General features: G+C 46.4%; 15 protein-coding genes. 11 read left to right on the top strand and 4 right to left on the bottom strand.

What is annotated here, in order from left to right; all coding sequences use genetic code 11:
- Positions 1-250: 250 nt before the first annotated feature.
- From CWB98_RS03815 to CWB98_RS03795, 5 genes are all read left to right on the top strand, one after another.
- Positions 251-1252 (top strand): FHA domain-containing protein, encoded by a 1002-nt coding sequence (locus tag CWB98_RS03815; protein WP_138543654.1) that lies wholly within the window; start codon positions 251-253, stop codon positions 1250-1252.
- A 167-nt stretch (positions 1253-1419) separates the two neighbouring features.
- Positions 1420-1914, top strand: a complete 495-nt coding sequence (locus CWB98_RS03810; protein WP_138543653.1) for a hypothetical protein — start codon at positions 1420-1422, stop codon at positions 1912-1914.
- 278 nt (positions 1915-2192) lie between these two features.
- Positions 2193-2900, top strand: a complete 708-nt coding sequence (locus CWB98_RS03805) for a hypothetical protein (protein WP_138543652.1) — start codon at positions 2193-2195, stop codon at positions 2898-2900.
- A 340-nt stretch (positions 2901-3240) separates the two neighbouring features.
- Positions 3241-4593 (top strand): M24 family metallopeptidase, encoded by a 1353-nt coding sequence (locus CWB98_RS03800; RefSeq protein ID WP_138543651.1) that lies wholly within the window; start codon positions 3241-3243, stop codon positions 4591-4593.
- 265 nt (positions 4594-4858) lie between these two features.
- Positions 4859-5326 carry a hypothetical protein gene (locus CWB98_RS03795; protein WP_138543650.1) on the top strand — a complete coding sequence of 156 codons (468 nt, stop codon included), beginning with the start codon at positions 4859-4861 and terminating at the stop codon, positions 5324-5326.
- 38 nt (positions 5327-5364) lie between these two features.
- On the opposite strand, the gene CWB98_RS03790 is transcribed toward CWB98_RS03795, so the two are convergent.
- On the bottom strand, positions 5365-5883 hold the full coding sequence (locus CWB98_RS03790) for a flagellar protein FlhE (protein WP_138543649.1): 519 nt from the start codon (positions 5881-5883) through the stop codon (positions 5365-5367).
- 226 nt (positions 5884-6109) lie between these two features.
- Positions 6110-8629 (bottom strand): TonB-dependent receptor plug domain-containing protein, encoded by a 2520-nt coding sequence (locus tag CWB98_RS03785; RefSeq protein WP_432765876.1) that lies wholly within the window; start codon positions 8627-8629, stop codon positions 6110-6112.
- 344 nt (positions 8630-8973) lie between these two features.
- On the opposite strand from CWB98_RS03785, the gene CWB98_RS03780 reads away from it, so the two are divergent.
- From CWB98_RS03780 to CWB98_RS03760, 5 genes are all read left to right on the top strand, one after another.
- Positions 8974-9420 carry an ATP-dependent zinc protease family protein gene (locus CWB98_RS03780; RefSeq protein ID WP_125780073.1) on the top strand — a complete coding sequence of 149 codons (447 nt, stop codon included), beginning with the start codon at positions 8974-8976 and terminating at the stop codon, positions 9418-9420.
- A gap of 1 nt (position 9421) precedes the next feature.
- Positions 9422-10327 (top strand): 30S ribosomal protein S6--L-glutamate ligase, encoded by a 906-nt coding sequence (rimK, locus tag CWB98_RS03775; protein ID WP_138543647.1) that lies wholly within the window; start codon positions 9422-9424, stop codon positions 10325-10327.
- Positions 10314-11369: a succinylglutamate desuccinylase/aspartoacylase family protein gene (locus tag CWB98_RS03770; protein ID WP_138543646.1), complete on the top strand. Its 1056-nt coding sequence runs from the start codon at positions 10314-10316 to the stop codon at positions 11367-11369. The genes rimK and CWB98_RS03770 overlap by 14 nt, the downstream gene beginning before the upstream one ends.
- 322 nt (positions 11370-11691) lie before the next feature.
- Positions 11692-14502: a bifunctional aconitate hydratase 2/2-methylisocitrate dehydratase gene (locus tag CWB98_RS03765; RefSeq protein ID WP_138543645.1), complete on the top strand. Its 2811-nt coding sequence runs from the start codon at positions 11692-11694 to the stop codon at positions 14500-14502.
- Positions 14503-14845: 343 nt separating this feature from the next.
- Positions 14846-15343 carry a hypothetical protein gene (locus CWB98_RS03760; RefSeq protein ID WP_138543644.1) on the top strand — a complete coding sequence of 166 codons (498 nt, stop codon included), beginning with the start codon at positions 14846-14848 and terminating at the stop codon, positions 15341-15343.
- Positions 15344-15371: 28 nt separating this feature from the next.
- Here CWB98_RS03760 and CWB98_RS03755 read toward each other — a convergent pair whose 3' ends face one another.
- Both CWB98_RS03755 and CWB98_RS03750 read right to left on the bottom strand, forming a co-directional pair.
- Entirely contained in the window at positions 15372-16328 is a 957-nt protein-coding gene (locus CWB98_RS03755) for an IS110 family transposase (RefSeq protein WP_138543643.1), read from the bottom strand.
- A 595-nt stretch (positions 16329-16923) separates the two neighbouring features.
- A complete protein-coding gene (locus CWB98_RS03750; RefSeq protein ID WP_138543642.1) occupies positions 16924-17895 on the bottom strand; it encodes a transposase in 972 nt (323 codons plus the stop codon).
- Positions 17896-18126: 231 nt separating this feature from the next.
- Between CWB98_RS03750 and CWB98_RS03745 the strand changes: the two genes are divergently transcribed.
- A complete protein-coding gene (locus tag CWB98_RS03745) occupies positions 18127-19254 on the top strand; it encodes a serine hydrolase domain-containing protein (RefSeq protein WP_138543641.1) in 1128 nt (375 codons plus the stop codon).
- The last annotated feature ends 167 nt before the right edge of the window (positions 19255-19421 follow it).

The raw sequence follows: 19421 nt of genomic DNA, 5'->3' as shown, positions 1-19421 counted from the left end.
CGCCGGATAAATGACGTGCAAAAAGAACGACATGTACCGAATAGCAATAGTAACGGTTAAGCAAATCAAATGCCAGTCTATCAGACGAGTTGGTCGGATGAGATTGTTTCAGTTAAAGCAATATTTTGGTGTAATGTGGTGAAATCGGTGTTTTCGCGAAACGGTGTTAAGATTATTGAGGAACAGTTTTCCGGGTCAGAGCGATTGATGTGTTATCGCGACAACCCGAAGCAGTTATCGAGGAGCGAACATGGCCACGTTAAAACATAAACAGCAATCTAAATATTTGTATTTAAAGTCTTTCCATCGATTTGGGCGACTGAAGCACTCAGTGGACAGTTGCTTTGACGAACTGGCCATTTCCCGTATTCATGCCGTTATTGAATGGCAACAAGGGTACTGGTATTTACGTGATTTGAGCCGTAACGGCACCTGGCTGAATGACGCACGAGTACCCTATAACCAGGATGTTGCTTTAAATGTGAATGATGAAATTCGCTTTTCAGATTCAAGCAGTCATAGCTTTAGTGTAACGGATCTGGCTCCACCAGAGGACTTACTGGTGCCTTATAGTCACGATGAACTTGTCGATGGGCAGGTACCTGTGATCCAGTTGGAAAATTATCACCTGTTGCCAAGTGAATCGGACCCTGAGCTAATAGTGTATTTTAATAATGCTGAACAAACCTGGTGTTACGAGGAAGTTGGCTCTGAACATCCGGTGAGTATCACTGATGGTGAGCAACTGCGTTTTGCGCAACAGGTATGGAGCCTGATCCAGACGCGGGCAAGTCAGCAGGAGTGCACGGCAGAGGTCACAGATACAGATCCCGGCGATCTTGAGTATCATTTTACATTGAGCCAGGATGAGGAATACGCCGAGTTACAGGTGAAGCAGGCTCAGGAAGAAGTCGATTTTGAAACCCGGACACACCATTACCTGACCGCACTGTTGGCGAGGTACAAAGTAAAAGATATGCAGCATCAGGTCGATGATGCATCACAAGGCTGGGTCTCTGTGAAGCAGTTGTCGCGTGACTTGGGCCTGACCGAAAGCCACATTAATATTCAAATCCATCGCGCCCGTAAGCAGTTTGTCGACCGGATGAAAGACAAGTCAATGGCAGAGTCGCTTATTGAGCGTAAGCGAGGCCGGGTGCGTTTTGGTGGCAGGCATTTCAGTATCGTCAAAGGACAGCAACTTGAGGCTTCAACTCTCTTTAATCAGCATGATGAGTTACTGGTAAGTTAATAAGTGCTCAGTTTTGTGAGTGGCGACACGTGGCCCGCGTTTAAGCGGGCTTCGTCGTTTATATAGGACCAAAAAGCATAAAGTGTTATCTAACATCACACCCTGATGTTGAGTATGTTATGTTTGCTCTGCGCGCATATTACTGTTTAGCTTTATTGAGGTCTTAGATGATTAAAAAGGTTTTATATTGGGGAGTCGGGTTTGGAGTAGGCTTTGCCATTGCTTTTGTTTCTATGGTGTATTTTGTTTTCACGCTCGAGGAAAACAAGATAAGAGAATCAAGAGATGAATTTCTTTTGGAGCTTAACACTATGCTCAGAAATATGCCTGAAAAAACCACAGATTTGTGCGAGGGAATGGTGGGCAACTGGACCGGGAATTTTCGTGCCCGTGCTGATGAAGATGGTTACTACTGGGACTCTCAGTACATGCCTGACAACACTTTCTCAACTAAGCTGGTGTATGAGGGAGGCGGTGAAGTTGAGCGCAGAACCGGGACCTGGACATGTGAAAATTCCCTCCTCGTAAACACCTTTCATCAAGAGAGTGGGGACAAAGAGCACCATATCTACATCATCGTCCATATGGGTGACAATCGTAGGGTATATATGCATATTGAACACAGTGAGTACGGTGATATTTTTGTTGCCCGGAGGCAATAAAGTCAATGTCACTTGATCTCTGTCTTGTCGTTTTCCTGTCATATTAAACGTCGCAGGTCGCCTGAATTGACTGCTGACATATTACTGCTGCTTAAGTGTAGTATCCCTAGTGTTATTCAATGATACGCTAGTGTTGGTTGTTGCCATTAGGTTATTATTGCCAAATATGGCCTTTCAGGTTCGAATAAGTCCTTGAAAAACGCAGGCGACCTCCAATTACTGAGGCGCCGAAGATATGAAAACGCCCACAATAGGGAGCAAAAAATAATGAGAGCAATATGAAATCACTAGCACATCACCTCTTGCTTGGTTTTGTGATTCTGGTTGCGGGCTGCGCCAGTAAACCGTTGACACATGACTATCAGGGAAAAATCAATATACGTACACTGCAGGTCGAGTTTGCGCCTATCAGAGATCCGGAACAAAACTTGTCAGGTGAGTATGCCGAGTTTACCAAAGTGATTAAAGGGGTTCAGGAAATTCTGGACGTGTTTGATCCGGTTCAGAGGCAGGCATTGACAGAGCAATTGCATACGTTTGAGACGACCTTAGTGAATGGTATTCGCCAACGTGCTGCGTTGCCGTTGAATCCAGTCACAGAGTCAGAGGTGAGCATGCAATACGGCGATAATAACGAGCTGGTCAGTGTTGAATATGACTATCCGCTGCTCGAAGGGCCTTACCTTAACCTGTTCGTGACCATCTACTATACCGAGCGCTCAGACTTAGCGGTTGGTGCACAATCGGTTAGCGCCAATTATATTGAGCTAAGACCTGAGATAATCTTACAAATTGATGGTTATAATGAGAAAGGCGAGGTGTTCTGGCGTCAGACAACGCGCTATGAGTCAGAGAAAATGTATCAATTTGGCGATCAGTACATTCTTGGTGTGCCAACTCAGCGCCTAAAAGAAGCACAAATCTTTCTGGTCCCTATGGCCAGGGGAGTGACTGACAACCTACAAATATTGCGCGAGACCAATTAACTGAGCGCACTGAGCCTGAATATCTTGTTTTTTGTCATGATATTTGGGCTCAGTACATGCGTAATATACTAACTATTGCTTTGTGTACAGACAGATACACAACCAGTATGGCAAACTTGCTGGTAATTTCTCCCATTGTCTTGTCAATTTTCCTGTGAATTTTTGCGTCTGCCTAAATACCAGTCATTGTGTCGTTTTCTTTCGATATGACACTCATCCCGAATGGATTGCTGACCTATAAGCTCTGCAATATGATTGTTAATCGCTGACTAATGAACAGGTTTTGACCCGGCGTAGCCGAACATAACTTAATAGAAACTCAATAAATAGCAGGGCAATTATGCAAAGACTTTTTGGTTTATTACTGATTTTGTGTGGGATCAGTGCACAATCATTAGCGAAGGAATATTCACAAGGCAGGCAAATAACAGCCTTACCCGATGTGCTGTCATTCAGAGAACGTGTTCAGCCGATAAATGACATGGTATTAGACAGACTGGATAATTTGCTGCCGGAGCTGATGCGTGAGGCGGACCTGGATATGTGGCTGGTCATCAACCGCGAATATGGCGAAGACAAGCTGTTTTATACACTGGTTCCGCAGCCTACTTTTGCGGCACGTCGCACTACCTTGCTGGTGTTCTCAAAGCAATCTGATGGCAGTATCGAACGCTTTAGCGTGAGTCGTTATCCCATTGGCGACCTATATCCCACGGTATGGAAAGGGGGCACAAAAGCTCAGCAGTGGCAGCGCCTGGCTGAGGTGATTGCTGAGCGAGACCCGAAGCGGATCGGCATCAATGTGAGTGAAAATTGGGCACTGGCCGATGGCCTGAGTGTTGGATTACATAAGCAACTTTTGAGTGTATTACCGAGGAAATACCAGGAGCGACTGGTGAGCGCTGAGGATCTGGTGATCCGATGGCTGGAAACGCGCAGCCAAAAAGAACTGAACGTATATCCTCAAGTGGTGACTCTGGCACGTCGTGTGATTGCAGAAGCATTTTCCAATAAGGTGATCACACCAGGGGTGACCACCACTAAAGATGTTGAATGGTATTTACGTGAACGCTTTGAAGAACTACAACTCAGACCCTGGTTTCAGCCGTACGTGAATATTCAACGCCAGGGTGATAAAACCAGCAAAGAAGACGTCTTTATAGGTGAATACAATCGCACTATTTTGCCCGGAGATATTATTCATACAGATGTAGGGATTTGTTATCTGAATCAGTGCACGGATACACAAGAAATGGGGTACGTGCTCAAGCTACATGAGGAGGATGTACCTGAAGGCCTCAAACAGGCTATGGTGACCGGAAATCGCTGGCAGGATATCTTAACCAGTAACTTTAAATCAGGGTTAACGGGCAATGAGATCCTGGCCAATACCATTAAACAAAGTAAAGCCGCCGGGATTGTCAGTAGCACTTATACCCACCCACTAGGCTTTGTCGGCCATGCGCCAGGGCCAACCATAGGTATGTGGGACAATCAGGGGCCCACACCGGTACAGGGAGACTGGAAGCTGCACCCAAATACAGTCTATGCCATTGAGGGCAACATAAAGACGCAGCTTCCGGAGTGGGATAACCAATGGATCCAAATCAAGCTGGAGCAAGATGCGGTATTTGATGGTAAGCAGGTCTGGTATCTGGCAGGTCGTCAGACACAATGGCACGTGATCAGATAAAGTTCTATTGGTGAAGCAAAAAGCCCGCAGTCGTGGGCTTTTTGCTTTATCAGAGCGTGTAAGGAGGTTGTTACAACAAACACGAGTATTGTACATATTGCGCAAAGGCAATCAGTGATAGGTTTAGTGCGGCAATTTGACGCCATAATGCGGCATCTCATTGCAACTACGGGCAATGTGTCTGGGTAATTCTCTAAATTTAAAGGGTATTTAGAAGTGGCGTAGGTTTTGCTTAAGTAACAAAACATTCACAAGGAGACGAATTATGATTTTAAACACCTCGGTCCAGAGCGCAGTGAGCCCAGTCTCGCAGTATGCTTCCGTAAAGACTACCAACACGGTAGCTGATGTAAGTAACCAATCTATACAAGCCAGCTCCACGGGCGTGAAGCATACATGGGATTCTTTTCGGGATGACGTTGAATCTGACCCTGTATTTGCAAGAGAAATGGCAGAAGCAATCACTTTTATCCCTAACAAAATGACGGTAAACCTCGACGAGGCGCCACCATTGACTGATCCCGTTGCACACAAAAAGTGGGCCGATCAGTCTGTCGAGTTTGACCGAATTGCTGCGAAAGTAACAGAGCAACGTATTGCATTGTTCAATCGAATGAAAGGTGAGGGCGCCTCTGATGCTGATATTTATAACGAAATGATTGCGTTTAATAAAACGCTGCCTATGGACTATCAGGCAAAAGCCGGCATGTTAAGTGTTAATGAGTATGCGTGATGTTTATAGGCCTTCTTTCGAAGGCCTATCGCTTATTGCTAATTATAATTGACGATAACTTGACTACGCTGACCGTAAGCAGCTGGTGACAGCACGCTGCCATTGCCACGGACACCAAATGCGAAGATAAATTTCTTATTAGCAGCCTGATCATTGAAGTTAGTGAGTCGGCCTGATTTGCTGGCACTGACGTTGACACAGTTATTCGTTGAATTAAGGCACAGGTATACCAACATACCTGGTGGTACATATGAATAGCTCCACGAATAATTCACAGACGTAATCTTTGAGCCAAAAGGCACAGAACCAACAACGGGAAGGTCCAGCGTGTAATATAGGCCCGTATTCCTTAATGTTGGTCCATACCCACTGCTTGCCCAGGCACCGCCATTGACTGTAATCGGGCCTTCAACGTTGCTAGGTGAAATTTCTTCGGTAGATACCGAGATGGTAGGGTATAGCAGGTTATCAGGTTGAGTATTGGCTGCCGAAGCACTCGTCCATAAGACAGACGCAGATACCAGGCACAATGAAGATATGTGTTTTTTTGTAAACATGTACTAACTCCTTTTGTGTTAAAGATGTTAGTATTTTGTTTTTTTCTTGGTTGTGTCAATCAAGTAATCTTCAGGTTAAAGAGCAACTTTTTGAGTGGAGCCTAACGCAGGTATGAACTGTTAAATTCTCAGGGTATAACATGCAGAGAAGGACAATGAGGGGTTAAATTGACAAGTGTATACCCCAGCAGCTGAGCTTGCAGCTGCTGAGGAGTTCGGTACGAAATTAGAAGTTAAACGACACCTTACCGTACACAAAGCGGCCATCTGTGCTGTAAGCAGAAAACGCAGAGTAAGGGAAGATCTGGTTAAAATTACTGAAACCAATGTTGCTGACGGTATCCTGAGGATACTGATCAAACAGGTTATTCGCGCCAAGCGCGATACGCCATTGTTCATTCACTTTGTAAGCCACTTCCAGGTCGGTGATCCATTTGGCTGCCAGTACTTCGTCTTTCTCTACCGTGCTGGAAGGATCGGTTACTTCACCGTAGCGGGTTGCTTTGACCATGACCTGCCATTGTTCACGTTGCCAATTTGCCACCAGGTTCCATTTGTTATCCGGTGTACCTGACTCAAAGCGTTCAATTTCACGACGAGCAAAGTACTGGTAGCTTTCGCCAAGCGCAGCCAGCTCAGCCGGATTGGCTTTGACATTTGTCACCTCGGTATCGTTGAGGTTCAGGGCAGCACTGAGGTTTAAGTCGCCATAGTCCGCCAAATCAAAGCGATAGGTTGCAACAATGTCTACACCCTGAGTGCGCGAGTCAATCGCATTGGTAAAGTAACGAACACGCTGTACATTAAATTCGCCGGCCTGTTGCAGGATCTGCTCAACCGCGTCGCCGCTGAGGTTTTCAGACATCACAATGCGGTCGTCAATATCAATGCGATACGCATCCAGTGTCAGGCTGAAAGCATCTTGCGTATAAATGAATCCGGCTGTCAGGTTAACAGACTCTTCGGCTTCCAGTGGCTTGGCACCCAGTGCCGCTGCCGCAGGGGTGTCGACCGGATACAGACCAACTTCATTCGGCACGCCGTCTTCAAATACGGTAGCAATCGACTTATATGAAGTCTGAGCCAGAGAAGGCGCGCGGAAGCCTGTGCTCAGTGCACCGCGCAGCGACAGCTGGTCGTTCACTACATAGCGGGTTGCAAGCTTACCGGTCAGGGTTGAACCAAAATCGCTGTAATCTTCATAGCGGGCCGCCAATACCAGGTTCCAGTCGGTGTTCAGGTAAGTATCAAACTCAGCAAACAACGCGACATTGTGGCGCGACTCATCCACCGCGCTTTCCGGCGAGAATCCAGCTAATACCTGCGCGCCACCGGCAGCAACTGGCTGACCGTTCGCATCTAATACCGTCTGATAAGACGCCAGTTCGCCCGCCTGGATTTCATAAGTCTCGCGGCGGTATTCACTGCCCAGCGTAACAAACACGCTGTCGTACAGTCCTAAGTCCAGTTCTGTTTTGGCTTCTGCATTGACCAGCAACTGACTGTAAACCAGAGCGCCGTTATCGAACTCAGTCGGGCTGCTTGCACCCATAGAGGTATTCAGACTGTTCGATACACCAAAACCAAAGTCGTTCAGGCCATAATTGGTGCTGACATCGTACTGCCAGTCACCGGCATCCCCTTTGGCACCCACAGCAAAGCTGTAGTCGCGCACTTCGGTGTCTATTTGCGGTAAAAAGCCATCCGGGTAAACTTCGGGGATATTACGGCCATCCTGAGGACGACGGAAGAAACCGCCTGAGTTGCCGTCGCGGCTTGAGAAGCTGCCGAATGAGTACAAATCTAAGTCTGAGGCCAGTGCGTAGCCTGCGTTGTAAAACAGCGCAAAGTCTTCAATGTCGGCCTTACCAAATCTGTGATTATAACGCTCTGCGGTAAACTCACGAGGGTCCAGCTTGCCGTTTTCATCACGGGCATACTGCTCGCGCTCATCGATGCCTGAGCGGTTGGTCGGTTGCTTGTTACGCAGCTCAGCAGCCACGTTGATAAAGCCCTTGTCGCCAAGCTCAAAGCCGATATTGCCGCTAACAGTCGTGGTGCCGCCATCGTTCAGTTCGCGATCTGCGCCTTTGTCAAACGCCAGGTTACCCTCGGCATCTTCATAGGTACGCAACAGCTGTGCAGAACCCGCCATTTGCGTGTCGTACTCACCATAAGTGACCGACAGGTTGCCGCCTTCATCGGCATCGTTCAGCACAATGTTGATCACACCGGCAATGGCGTCTGAGCCGTATTGCGCTGCCGCGCCATCACGTAATACTTCTATGCGCTTGATAGCCGCGGTCGGGATGGTGTTCAAGTCAACCGCTGTTGAGCCACGACCAACCGTGCCATTCAGGTTCAGCAGGGCACTGGCATGGCGGCGCTTACCATTGATAAGCACTAAAGTATGGTCGGGCGCCAGTCCGCGCAATACTGCCGGGCGTGCATGATCGGTGCCGTCGGCCAGCTGCGAGTTCGGAAAGTTGAAGCTTGGTACCAGCGTTGTCAAAACCTGGCTGAGTTCAAGCTGACCTGAACTGGTGATTTCGTCCAGGCTGATAACATCGACCGGTACCGTGCTTTCAGCAACGCTGCGCAGGCTGCGTCGGGTACCTGTGATTTCAATCACTTCTGTGGTGTTACTGGCCTTAGGTGCCTGGCTTTGTTCTGCGCTAGTGTGAAACGAAGCGGCGGCGCCCAGCACCAAGCTGATGCTGGCTGCCAGAGTACTCGGTCTTAACATGGTCATTCCTGATTATATGTTGATTTCTGTACGGGCTTTTTTTGTCTGGCCCACGAAAAGGATGGCAATACTAAAGGTGGATAATTCTATCCGAAATTCGAATTCGTTATAAATTATAACAGCTCAAATTTTTATGTTTATTTAGTAACATTGTATTAAATGACAGTCAAAAGATTACAAAGTATCAATCAGAGTCGGGCTTGCTGGCTTAGTCACCACGCCTTCGCTACAGTGGATCAAAATTTTATTTTTTCAATCAATAGCTTTGCTGCTTTGGATAAATAAATTTTGTTAGTCTATTGTTTAAGAGCAAGGTATAAAGCGCTTTTTTAAGGAGCACAAAAATGTCGACTTTAATACAGGTTGGATGGCGCGAATGGCTGTCGTTGCCTGAGCTGGGTATAGACAGGATCAAAGCTAAGGTGGATACCGGCGCCCGAACTTCTTGTTTGCATGCCTTCAAAGTAGAAGAGTTTGAAAAAGAAGGCGCATCCTGGGTCCGTTTTTGGATGCATCCCAAACAAAAAGACACCGACTATGAAGTGGTCTGTGAAGCGCCAGTGCTCGACGTGCGCACGGTAACAGACTCGGGCGGCCATCAGGAATCTCGCTATGTGATCCAATCGACATTGCATATTGGCACTGAGCGCTGGCCCATTGAGATCACGCTGACCAACCGGGATAACATGAAATTTAGAATGTTACTGGGGCGTACAGCCATGGAGGGGCGGATCTGTGTAGACCCCGCAGCCTCTTATTTGACTAAAAAAAGAATTGAAGCAAGGAATTAACATGAAAATCGCCATTCTATCCCGGAACAAAAACCTTTACTCGACCCGTCGTTTGATAGAAGCGGCAAAGGAGCGCGGCCATGAGCCTGTGGTGCTGGATGTGCTGCGCTGCTATATGAACATCAACTCTAATGAGCCAGAAATTCACTTTAAAGGCGATAAAATAGTGGATGTTGATGCCGTGGTGCCAAGAATTGGTGCCTCGGTCACGTTTTATGGTTGTGCCGTGTTACGTCAGTTTGAAATGATGGGCATTTATCCGTTAAACGAGTCGGTGGCCATTACCCGCTCGCGTGACAAGCTGCGCTCATTGCAGCTGTTATCCCGCAAAGGGGTTGGCATGCCAATCACTGGCTTTGCTAACAAACCTGATGATGTGAAAGACTTGCTAGATATGGTTGGCGGAGCACCTGTGGTGATCAAACTGCTCGAAGGCACCCAGGGCATTGGTGTAGTCCTTGCGGAAACACGTAAAGCGGCAGAAAGTGTGATTGAGGCCTTTATGGGCCTGAAAGCCAACATCATGGTGCAGGAATACATTAAAGAAGCCGGCGGCGCGGACATTCGCTGCTTTGTGATTGGGGATAAGGTGATAGCTGCGATGAAACGCCAGGCGCAGGAAGGTGAGTTTCGCTCTAACCTACATCGCGGCGGCAGTGCCAGCCTGATCCGCATTACCCCGGAAGAGCGCAAAACTGCTGTTGCTGCGGCTAAAGCAATGGGCCTGAATGTAGCCGGTGTTGACCTGCTGCGCTCAGAACGTGGGCCACTGGTGATGGAAGTAAACTCGTCGCCTGGCCTTGAAGGCATAGAAAAAGCAACCGGAAAGGACATTGCCGGTATGATCATTGAGTTTATGGAAAAGAATGCAGCCAGTAAGAGGACCGCAACGCGTGGCAAAGGCTAAAAAAAACCAGGTATTTACACTACTAAATACACCCATTGAGGTGGCTGAGCGCAAAACCCTGTCGCTGGAAGTGGCCAAGCTCTATACCCATTCTCCATTAACCATTCCTATTGAAGTGGTCAATGGCGCAGAGGCAGGCCCTGTGGTGATGGTTTGCGCCGCCATTCATGGTGATGAGCTGAATGGCGTAGAGATAGTGCGCCAGCTTTTAGCGAAAGTTGATCCAAAAGCGCTGCGGGGAACCCTGATTGCTGTACCGGTAGTGAATGTATTTGGTTTTATTCATAAGTCACGCTATTTGCCCGACAGACGAGATCTGAACCGCTGCTTTCCGGGTTCAGAGCGGGGCTCATTGGCAGCGCGTGTTGCCAATGTGTTCTTTAAACGGGTTGCCAGCAAATGTACGCATATCATTGATTTACATACGGGTGCTATCCATCGCTCAAATTTGCCTCAGATCCGGGCCAATCTGAAGTGCGAAGCAACCGCAGACATTGCCAAAGCCTTTGGTACACCCGTGGTGATCGACGCAACGCTGCGCAACGGCTCGTTACGCAGCGAGGCCAGCAATCTTGGGATCCCCGTTATCACCTACGAAGCGGGTGAGGCACTGCGCTTTGACCCGCTGGCAATTGCTGCCGGGTTAAAGGGCGTTGAAAATGTGCTCAGACGGCTTAAGGTACTTAAAGGTAGGCGCTCGAAAAAGCTTCCAGAACCTGTGATTGCGGATTCCACCAGCTGGGTACGTGCCCATACAGACGGTATTGTCCGCGCTATGGTGGGTCTGGGAGAGCGGGTTAATAAAGAGCAGGTGCTGGGCTATATCAGTAATCCGCTGGGTGGCAATGAAGTGGCTATCCAGGCACCACGCAGCGGCATTATTATCGGTCAACAGTCTTTACCTTTGGTCAATGAAGGCGATGCGGTGTTCCATATTGCCTACTTTGCCCATGCCAATACCATAGTGGAGCAACAGCTGGGTGAGTTCATCGACGAGCTGGATTTAGAAGAGCAGCCGGTCGACACTGAGCTCAACAACTGATCCATCGCAGCGGGTCTCGGGCGCTTTCATTGCGCCCGGCCAGCTGCTTGTACTTCCTGGAGCAAGCAGGCTGCCTAGCTGGCTGTATTTTGTTCATCTTTTTTATCTTAAAAGTTAACACTTTCAACCTGAGTTTAAAGCCTTTCCCCTGAGGCTAAGTGACACCGGAATTTTCACCCTTCCTGACGCGGCCCTATGTGGTTAAATTGGCGTAAAAATTGAGCGAAAACAGGCTTTTTTCGTTAAAAGATTACGTGCAAGGGCAAAGTAGGGTAGAATGGGTCGGTTCTATCTACACGTATTACTGCCTGACGAGGTTTATATGAGTTTGTATAATGAGTACATGGAAGAAATCCAAACCCGTAAAACGGAACTTGGATTGAGTCCAAAACCAATCGATAGCGCTGACTTGCTATCTGAAATTATTGCCCAAATCAAAGACACAGGGCATGAGCACCGTGAAGATTCACTGAACTTCTTCATCTACAACACGCTTCCGGGCACAACCAGCGCTGCTGGTGTGAAAGCACAATTCCTAAAAGAAATTATCCTGGGCGAAGAGACTGTAGCTGAAATCACGGCTGACTTTGCATTCGAACTGCTTTCGCACATGAAAGGCGGTCCTTCTATCGCGGTACTACTTGACCTTGCGCTGGGCAACGACGAAGCCATTGCTAAGCAAGCGGCCGACGTATTGAAAACTCAGGTTTTCCTGTACGATGAAGACACGTCACGTTTAGAAGACGCGTTCAAAGCGGGCAATGCCGTTGCAAAAGACATCTTAGAAAGCTACGCGAACGCGGAATTCTTTACTAAGCTGCCTGATATTGACGAAAAAATTGAAGTTGTAACCTATATTGCCGGTGAAGGTGATATTTCAACTGACCTGCTTTCTCCGGGTAACCAGGCACACTCACGTGCCGACCGTGAACTGCACGGTAAATGCATGATCACCCCTGAAGCGCAGCAAGAGATTGTTGAGCTACAGAAGAAGCACCCAAATGCAAAAGTGATGCTGATTGCTGAAAAAGGCACAATGGGTGTGGGTTCATCTCGTATGTCTGGTGTGAACAACGTGGCACTTTGGGCTGGTACCCAGGCAAGCCCTTATGTTCCATTCATCAACATTGCTCCGGTTGTAGCGGGTACTAATGGTATCGCGCCTATCTTCCTGACGACTGTTGATGTAACCGGTGGTATTGGTCTTGACCTGAAAAACTGGGTGAAGAAAACCGACGAAAACGGCAAAGTGGTTACCGATGCAAATGGCGACCCGGTACTGGAAGAAGCATACTCTGTTGCGACTGGCACGCTGCTGACAATCGACACCAAAGCGAAGAAACTATACAACGGCGACAAAGAGCTGGTTGACGTATCATCTTCATTCACACCACAAAAAGTGGAGTTCATGAAGGCGGGTGGTTCTTACGCGGTAGTATTCGGTAAGAAACTACAGACGTTTGCCGCTGAAACTTTAGGTGTTGAAGCACCAGAAGTATATGCACCTTCTAAAGAAGTATCGCATGAAGGCCAGGGCCTGACTGCGGTTGAGAAAATCTTTAACCGTAACGCAATCGGTGTTGCGTCTGAGACGCCGCTGCACGCAGGTTCAAACGTTCGTGTTAAAGTAAACATCGTTGGTTCTCAGGATACAACGGGCCCTATGACTGCGCAGGAACTGGAAGCTATGGCTGCTTCTACGATTTCTCCGCTGGTTGACGGTGCGTATCAGTCTGGCTGTCACACTGCGTCTGTTTGGGATGCAAAAGCACAGGCAAACATTCCTAAGCTGATGGCGTTCATGAACAAGTTCGGCCTGATCACAGCACGTGATCCGAAAGGCATTTACCACTCAATGACCGACGTAATCCACAAAGTACTGAACGACATTACTGTGGATGACCGCGCAATCATCATCGGTGGTGACTCACACACGCGTATGTCTAAAGGTGTGGCATTCGGTGCCGACTCAGGTACTGTGGCGCTGGCACTGGCGACCGGTGAATCTGCAATGCCAATTCCAGAGTCTGTGAAGGTAACCTTCAAAGGCGCAATGGCGAAGCACATGGACTTCCGTGATGTGGTACACGCTACTCAGGCACAAATGCTGAAGCAATTCGGCGGTGAAAACGTATTCCAGGGCCGTATCATCGAAGTACACATTGGTACTCTGATGGCTGACCAGGCGTTCACTTTCACTGACTGGACTGCAGAGATGAAAGCGAAAGCGTCAATCTGTATCTCTAACGACGAAACGCTGATCAAGTCTATCGAGCTGGCTAAGAGCCGTATCCAGATCATGATCAACAAGGGCATGGACAACGAAGCGAAAACGCTTCAGGGTCTGATTGATCTTGCGGACGAGCGTATCGCGGGTATCAAGTCTGGTGAGCAACCAGCACTGGCACCAGATGACAACGCTAAGTACTACGCTGAAGTTGTGGTGAACCTGGACGAAATCGTTGAGCCAATGATTGCCGACCCGGATGTAAACAACGAAGACGTATCAAGACGTTACACGCACGACGTGATCCGTCCTGTGTCTTTCTACGATGGTAAGCCAGTTGACCTGGGCTTTGTTGGTTCTTGTATGGTGCACAAAGGCGACATGCAGATCATCGCACAGATGCTACGCAACCTTGAGAAGCAAAACGGTTCAATCGAGTTCAAAGCACCACTGGTTGTTGCGCCACCAACATACAACATTGTTGATGAGCTAAAAGCAGAAGGTGACTGGGAAGTACTGGCTAAGTACGCAGGCTTTGAGTTTGACGATGAAAATCCGAAGACGGCTGCACGTACTAAGTACGAAAACATCCTGTATCTTGAACGTCCTGGATGTAACCTGTGTATGGGTAACCAGGAAAAAGCTGAACCAGGTGACACCGTTATCGCAACTTCTACGCGTCTGTTCCAGGGCCGTGTTGTAGCGGATTCTAACGAGAAGAAAGGTGAATCACTACTTGGCTCTACGCCACTGGTAGTACTTTCAACGATTCTGGGTCGTTTCCCAACTATGGACGAGTACCAGGCTGCTGTTGAAGGCATCGACCTGACTGCGTTCACTCCACTTGAAGAAGAACTGACAACTAAGTTCGGTTCAGAGCAAGCGGTACCTGTTAAAGTACTTTAATCTTCACAGATTAGAAGGCTGAAAAAAGCGCGTTTATACGCGCTTTTTTGTTGGGTGGAGATTGGGGTTGTTTCTAAGTATTGTTCGCTTGTACAGGTATAAGTGAATATGGTTGTTTATTAGGTTAAGTTTCTTGTTTTGTTTGCGTTTTTAAGTTTCGCTATGAACGAGGCTCGGCTTTAGCCCTTAACAGAGCCGTTTTGGCTTGAACGATGGGAATAAAGGTGGTAGGTTATTGTTCTATTTATGAATAAATTAATTTAGTTGTGGATCTGTACGGTTTTTGGAACTGGGTTTAAGCGGTGTTCACGCTAATAACCTGTCAGTTTTATATCGAGTATTTATGCAACTTCCTAGTATACCAACAGATAATTTATATAAGTTTTTATCTATCTCAGGCATTTGGATATTTTTAATCTTCTTGTTCATCCCTCAATATCTTCTACATATAACATATGAAAAAGTGAGGGAGATTAAAATTGAGTCATCTATTATATTTCTTGAATTAGAGGGAATTGAAGAACAGCAAAGAGCTCTTAAAGACTTGATAGCCGCCGAAGAAAATAAAATGAATAATAATGAAAAGGCTAAAACGGATCATCTTGAATCCAAACTTACTGATATTATCAAGTTCACAAAAGATCTTCAAATTGCTCGCATAAAACATGAGGCTAAAACTGAAGAAATTAAATATTATTATTCTAAACTAATAAAGTTAGACGCGATCCAAAGTTATGGAGTATTTGGTGGGGTGTTTATTTCTTTATTAGGCTTTATTCTTTGGTATTTTATGATTCAACGAGTTGATGATAAGCAAAGACTGAAAGAATTAGAAAAATAAAACTAACAAGAGACTATGGCGTCAATAACTAAATTTCAGCAATTGGCGCTTCCCACATTGTTCCGTCTCTGAGCATCGAGTTCAAGGTAACGACCATCTTTCTAACACAGGCAATTAAGGCCACTTTTTTCGGTTTTCCTGATGTGACCAGCTTTTGATATTGCGTCTTGAAAACAGGGTTGGATTGGATGGCTGACATCATAGCCATATATAAAACAGTCCTAACCTGGTGGCGGCCACCTTGTATTTTTCGCATCCCTTTGAAGCGGCCGCTTTCGCGATTAACTGGCGCGACACCAACCAATGCAGAGGCTTGTTTGTTGGTCATGTAACCGAGTTCAGGCAAGTTACTGATGATAGAGGCTGCGGCGATTTTCCCGATCCCTTTCATACTTTGTAATAGAGAGTTCTTTGCCTGATACTCAGGGCATGATTCGATCAGTTTGATGATTTTATTTTCAATTTTTTGGATCTGATTTTTGAAGGCGGTTAGGATCGGTTTTATTGTCATCGCCAGCTCTTTGGGCAAAATGTGTAGCCTGTTTTTCTCCATGGTCTGCATGACAAGCAATTGGTTTCTTCTTGAGACCAAATCGCTCATAAGCTGCATAGATTCGGGCTTTAGCTTAGATAGGGGCGGCTTGATTGCTGCGCCGTAGTGTGCAATCAGCTTGGCGTCTAGTTTATCGGTTTTAGCTCGTTGGCCGATTGCACCGGCGAAGCGTTTCACATGAATGGGGTTGGCAATAACGAACGGTAAACTTGCTTTGGAGCATGCAAGAATGAATGGCATCTCGAGCCTGCCAGTGGCCACAATAACGATACGTTCAGGTTTGTATGGCTTTATCTTTTGAATCGCGTCACGGATCCCTTGCTCGTCATTTTTGACCGTGAAGTGAATATCTAAAGGTCGTATATAAATATCGAGCTGAAACTTGCCTGTATCGACACCAATGTTGATGCTTTGATTTGTTTTGGTATTCATATAAGCTAACTCATGCTTGCAAAATGCGGGCTCGAGGCCCAGTAGACTATTCGAGTGTGGTGCTTGGAGTCTTTTACAGCGTTCATTCTTGTTACCGGTCTCTCAATCGAGGAGCCAACATTCAATCGAACTACTGTAAAAGAAGGCTTTAGTTGCAGCTAAAGCCTGGGCCTCACTTTACCCTAAATCGGTAAAATAGATAAATTTGATGGGTCTATTATCCATACAAGTTACTCAAAAGGACGCAAAACGCTTGACTTGCGCTCCTTCGTTGCTAATAAAATAACACGGACACCCAATCAAAAGCTGTCCTAAATTTGGGGTCTGAGTTTGGGAGAGGGTGGTTGAGATGTACGCTCCTAAATCGGCGTCAATGCGCCAACAAAAATAAGCGGACACCCAGCGTTATGCGTTCCTTTTGTGGGGTCTTAGTAAATGAATGCGAGTGCTATGTTGAGTAAAGAAGTGATAAACCACAAGCGCTGGAACTCACGGGTGAGGAATTTCAGCTCGAACAGTAGTTATTTGGTATTTTGGGCACAGATAAGCGCTGCCAGAGTGCGACAGTCATAACTTGAGCTCAGGATTAAGAATACTACCCTAATAATCGCTCACAATTAGCCAGATTAGGGCGTCGCTTTTTTTGCAGGTGGCCACAAAACTCAGTCAAGGCATGGCGCCTGCCAACTGCACCGTTGAATACTTTGGTGAATCGTGTGGTGAGTTTGAGCCAGTTTTCAGGCTCTATTTGCAATCTGGTGAGGATAGGGTGGGTATTGCAGATATGACCTCGCTTGTCTGCACGAATGCATCGGCCTGTTAGTTCAACCAGTTCAATATAATATTTAAGCTCAAAGGGCAGACCTTTGGGCATGTTTTGTCTGGGGTTTCCGGCAAAGCGTAGAAGGCTCTTTGGTTGTTTGCCGTTCTGTGCGTGTTCAATGCGTTTTTTGATACTGGTGAACTCGGAGGTTTCTGGTGTGGTGGCCATTTTAGCCCGGATAGGGTTCAGGTCAACGTAGGCCATGCAGGCGGCAAGTGCCGCTTCATCGAGTAATGCCTGGGACTTAAACCTACCTTCCCAGAACCGACCTGTACAGCCATCTTCTTTATTCGCACGGCGGGCTATATCTTCGTTCAGTACGCGCATAAACCAGCTGATGCTCGCAAGTCTCTCCCTATATTTCTCGATAATATCGTCGAGTAGAATGCGTTCGGACGGAGTGAGCTCGTTACCTTCAATGAACTTGTGAGTTAGCCAGCTTCCCTTAAACAGTTTATGCCAGCGTATGACGATGGCTTTGTCATGCAATCGACTGGCTTTTTTATCGTCCACATACAGAACGATGTGAGTATGATTGCTCATCACAGCGTAAGCGCAAATATCAATGCAGAAAATACTTGCCAGCAGAAGTAATTTTTCTTCAACCCATTCACGACGATGTTCATAAGATTGGCCTGTTGATGGGTCTTCACCGCATAAAAAGGCACGCCTTACACAGCGCGAGATGCAATGGTAGTATTTTGTGTCAACTAAGCTGACCTGGCTTTTCCGTGCCGCTGGCATTTGCTTCGTCCTTATCCTTGGAGCAGATTTCAAGCATAGATGGTGGAAGTATGGCTGACAAATTTTGGAGTGGGTGTCTACCAAACTCTACCATTGGAGTGGGTGTCTACCAGACTCATACTAAAAATTCCTAATAGCAAGGCGTTTGATGCCTAGGTTAATTTTCCATTTAAACCTTTTATTGAATTTTATCGTCTAAAAAAGAATTTCAATGATCTAAAAAGGAAAACGATGAACCGATCAATAACCCAAACTATATCAATAATATTGGCCATTTCATTAATGGCAGCTCTGGCCTCTTGTAAAAATCATGACGCAACTAATTTTGAATCAAATACGAAACATGAACTCATAGAATTTATTGATGGAAATGTAGGGCAGGCCGTATCAATTTCTGTTGTAAACGCAGAAAATACTTACCAGTATCATTTTGGGACGTTAAGTAATGGCGATACGCCTAACAACCAAACAATATATGAACTTGGCTCTTTAACCAAAACTTATACGGGGCTAGTGGTTGCTGAGGCTATTCTTGAAGGGAAAGTTGAGCTAGACAAAGATATTCGCCATTACCTTAAAGGTAACGAATACAAAAATTTGGAGCTGTCTAACCAATATATAACATTACAACACCTCTTGACTCATACTAGTGGGCTCCCAAGAGATTTTGCTGTCAGTCGCGAAGATATTGAGCAAGGCAGATATTTTGAAAAAATATCAAAATACTCCACAGACGACTACTTTGATGATCTTAAAAAAGTGAAGCTTGGCTCTACTCCTGGTGAGGACTATCTATATTCAAGCGTTGGTACTAATTTAGTTGGATATATTCTGGAATCAGTTTACCAAAAACCTTTTGAATTGCTGGTTTCTGAAAAGATCACGAGTAAGTCTGGAGAGCGAGGCACGAAATTCAGACGTACAAATTTCGAGGTAAGTGAAGTTACTGTAGGTACAGATGGAAATGGCAATCAAATGCCTTTGGCTAGTGCATATTGGTTTGCTAGTGGAGGATTAACTTCAGACGTTGACTCTGTCACGCGTTATATGCAACACCAATTATCCTCAGAGCCAGAGGTGGCCATTTCTCATCAAATTTTGGGTGAGAGTTGGACGGGTCATGGCTCGGCATTTTATTGGTACACAACTAAAGATGATTCAAATGAAATAATGCTCTATCAAAGTGGCGGCTCAATGGGCACATCTAGTTGGCTGGCCATTTATCCAAGTAAAAATGTTGGTATTTTCATCGTAACAAATGTAGCAGGGGACAATACTCAACCAAAGTTAGAAGTTATTTCAGATAAGGTTTTTGACTATTTGATGGCATATAACAAAGCCTCAAAGTCGGATGCGTAACAGTAGGCATAGTTCCGCTCCGCTGCATACTTGGAGGAAGTGTCGTGGCTTAGTGATTTTGGCCACCCCAAAAAACACAAACATCCATTGTTATCTGTTCCTTTCATGGTGCGGCAGGTTCAATTGAAAGTGCACCTGCCACATTTGGAAGCTGGCTTTAGGAATGG

It is taken from the genome of Pseudoalteromonas rubra (genome assembly GCF_005887115.1).
GTDB lineage: Bacteria > Pseudomonadota > Gammaproteobacteria > Enterobacterales > Alteromonadaceae > Pseudoalteromonas > Pseudoalteromonas rubra_F.
The sequence above is the reverse complement of the archived record's forward strand: the minus strand, read 5'-3'. Positions and strand labels throughout refer to the sequence as shown.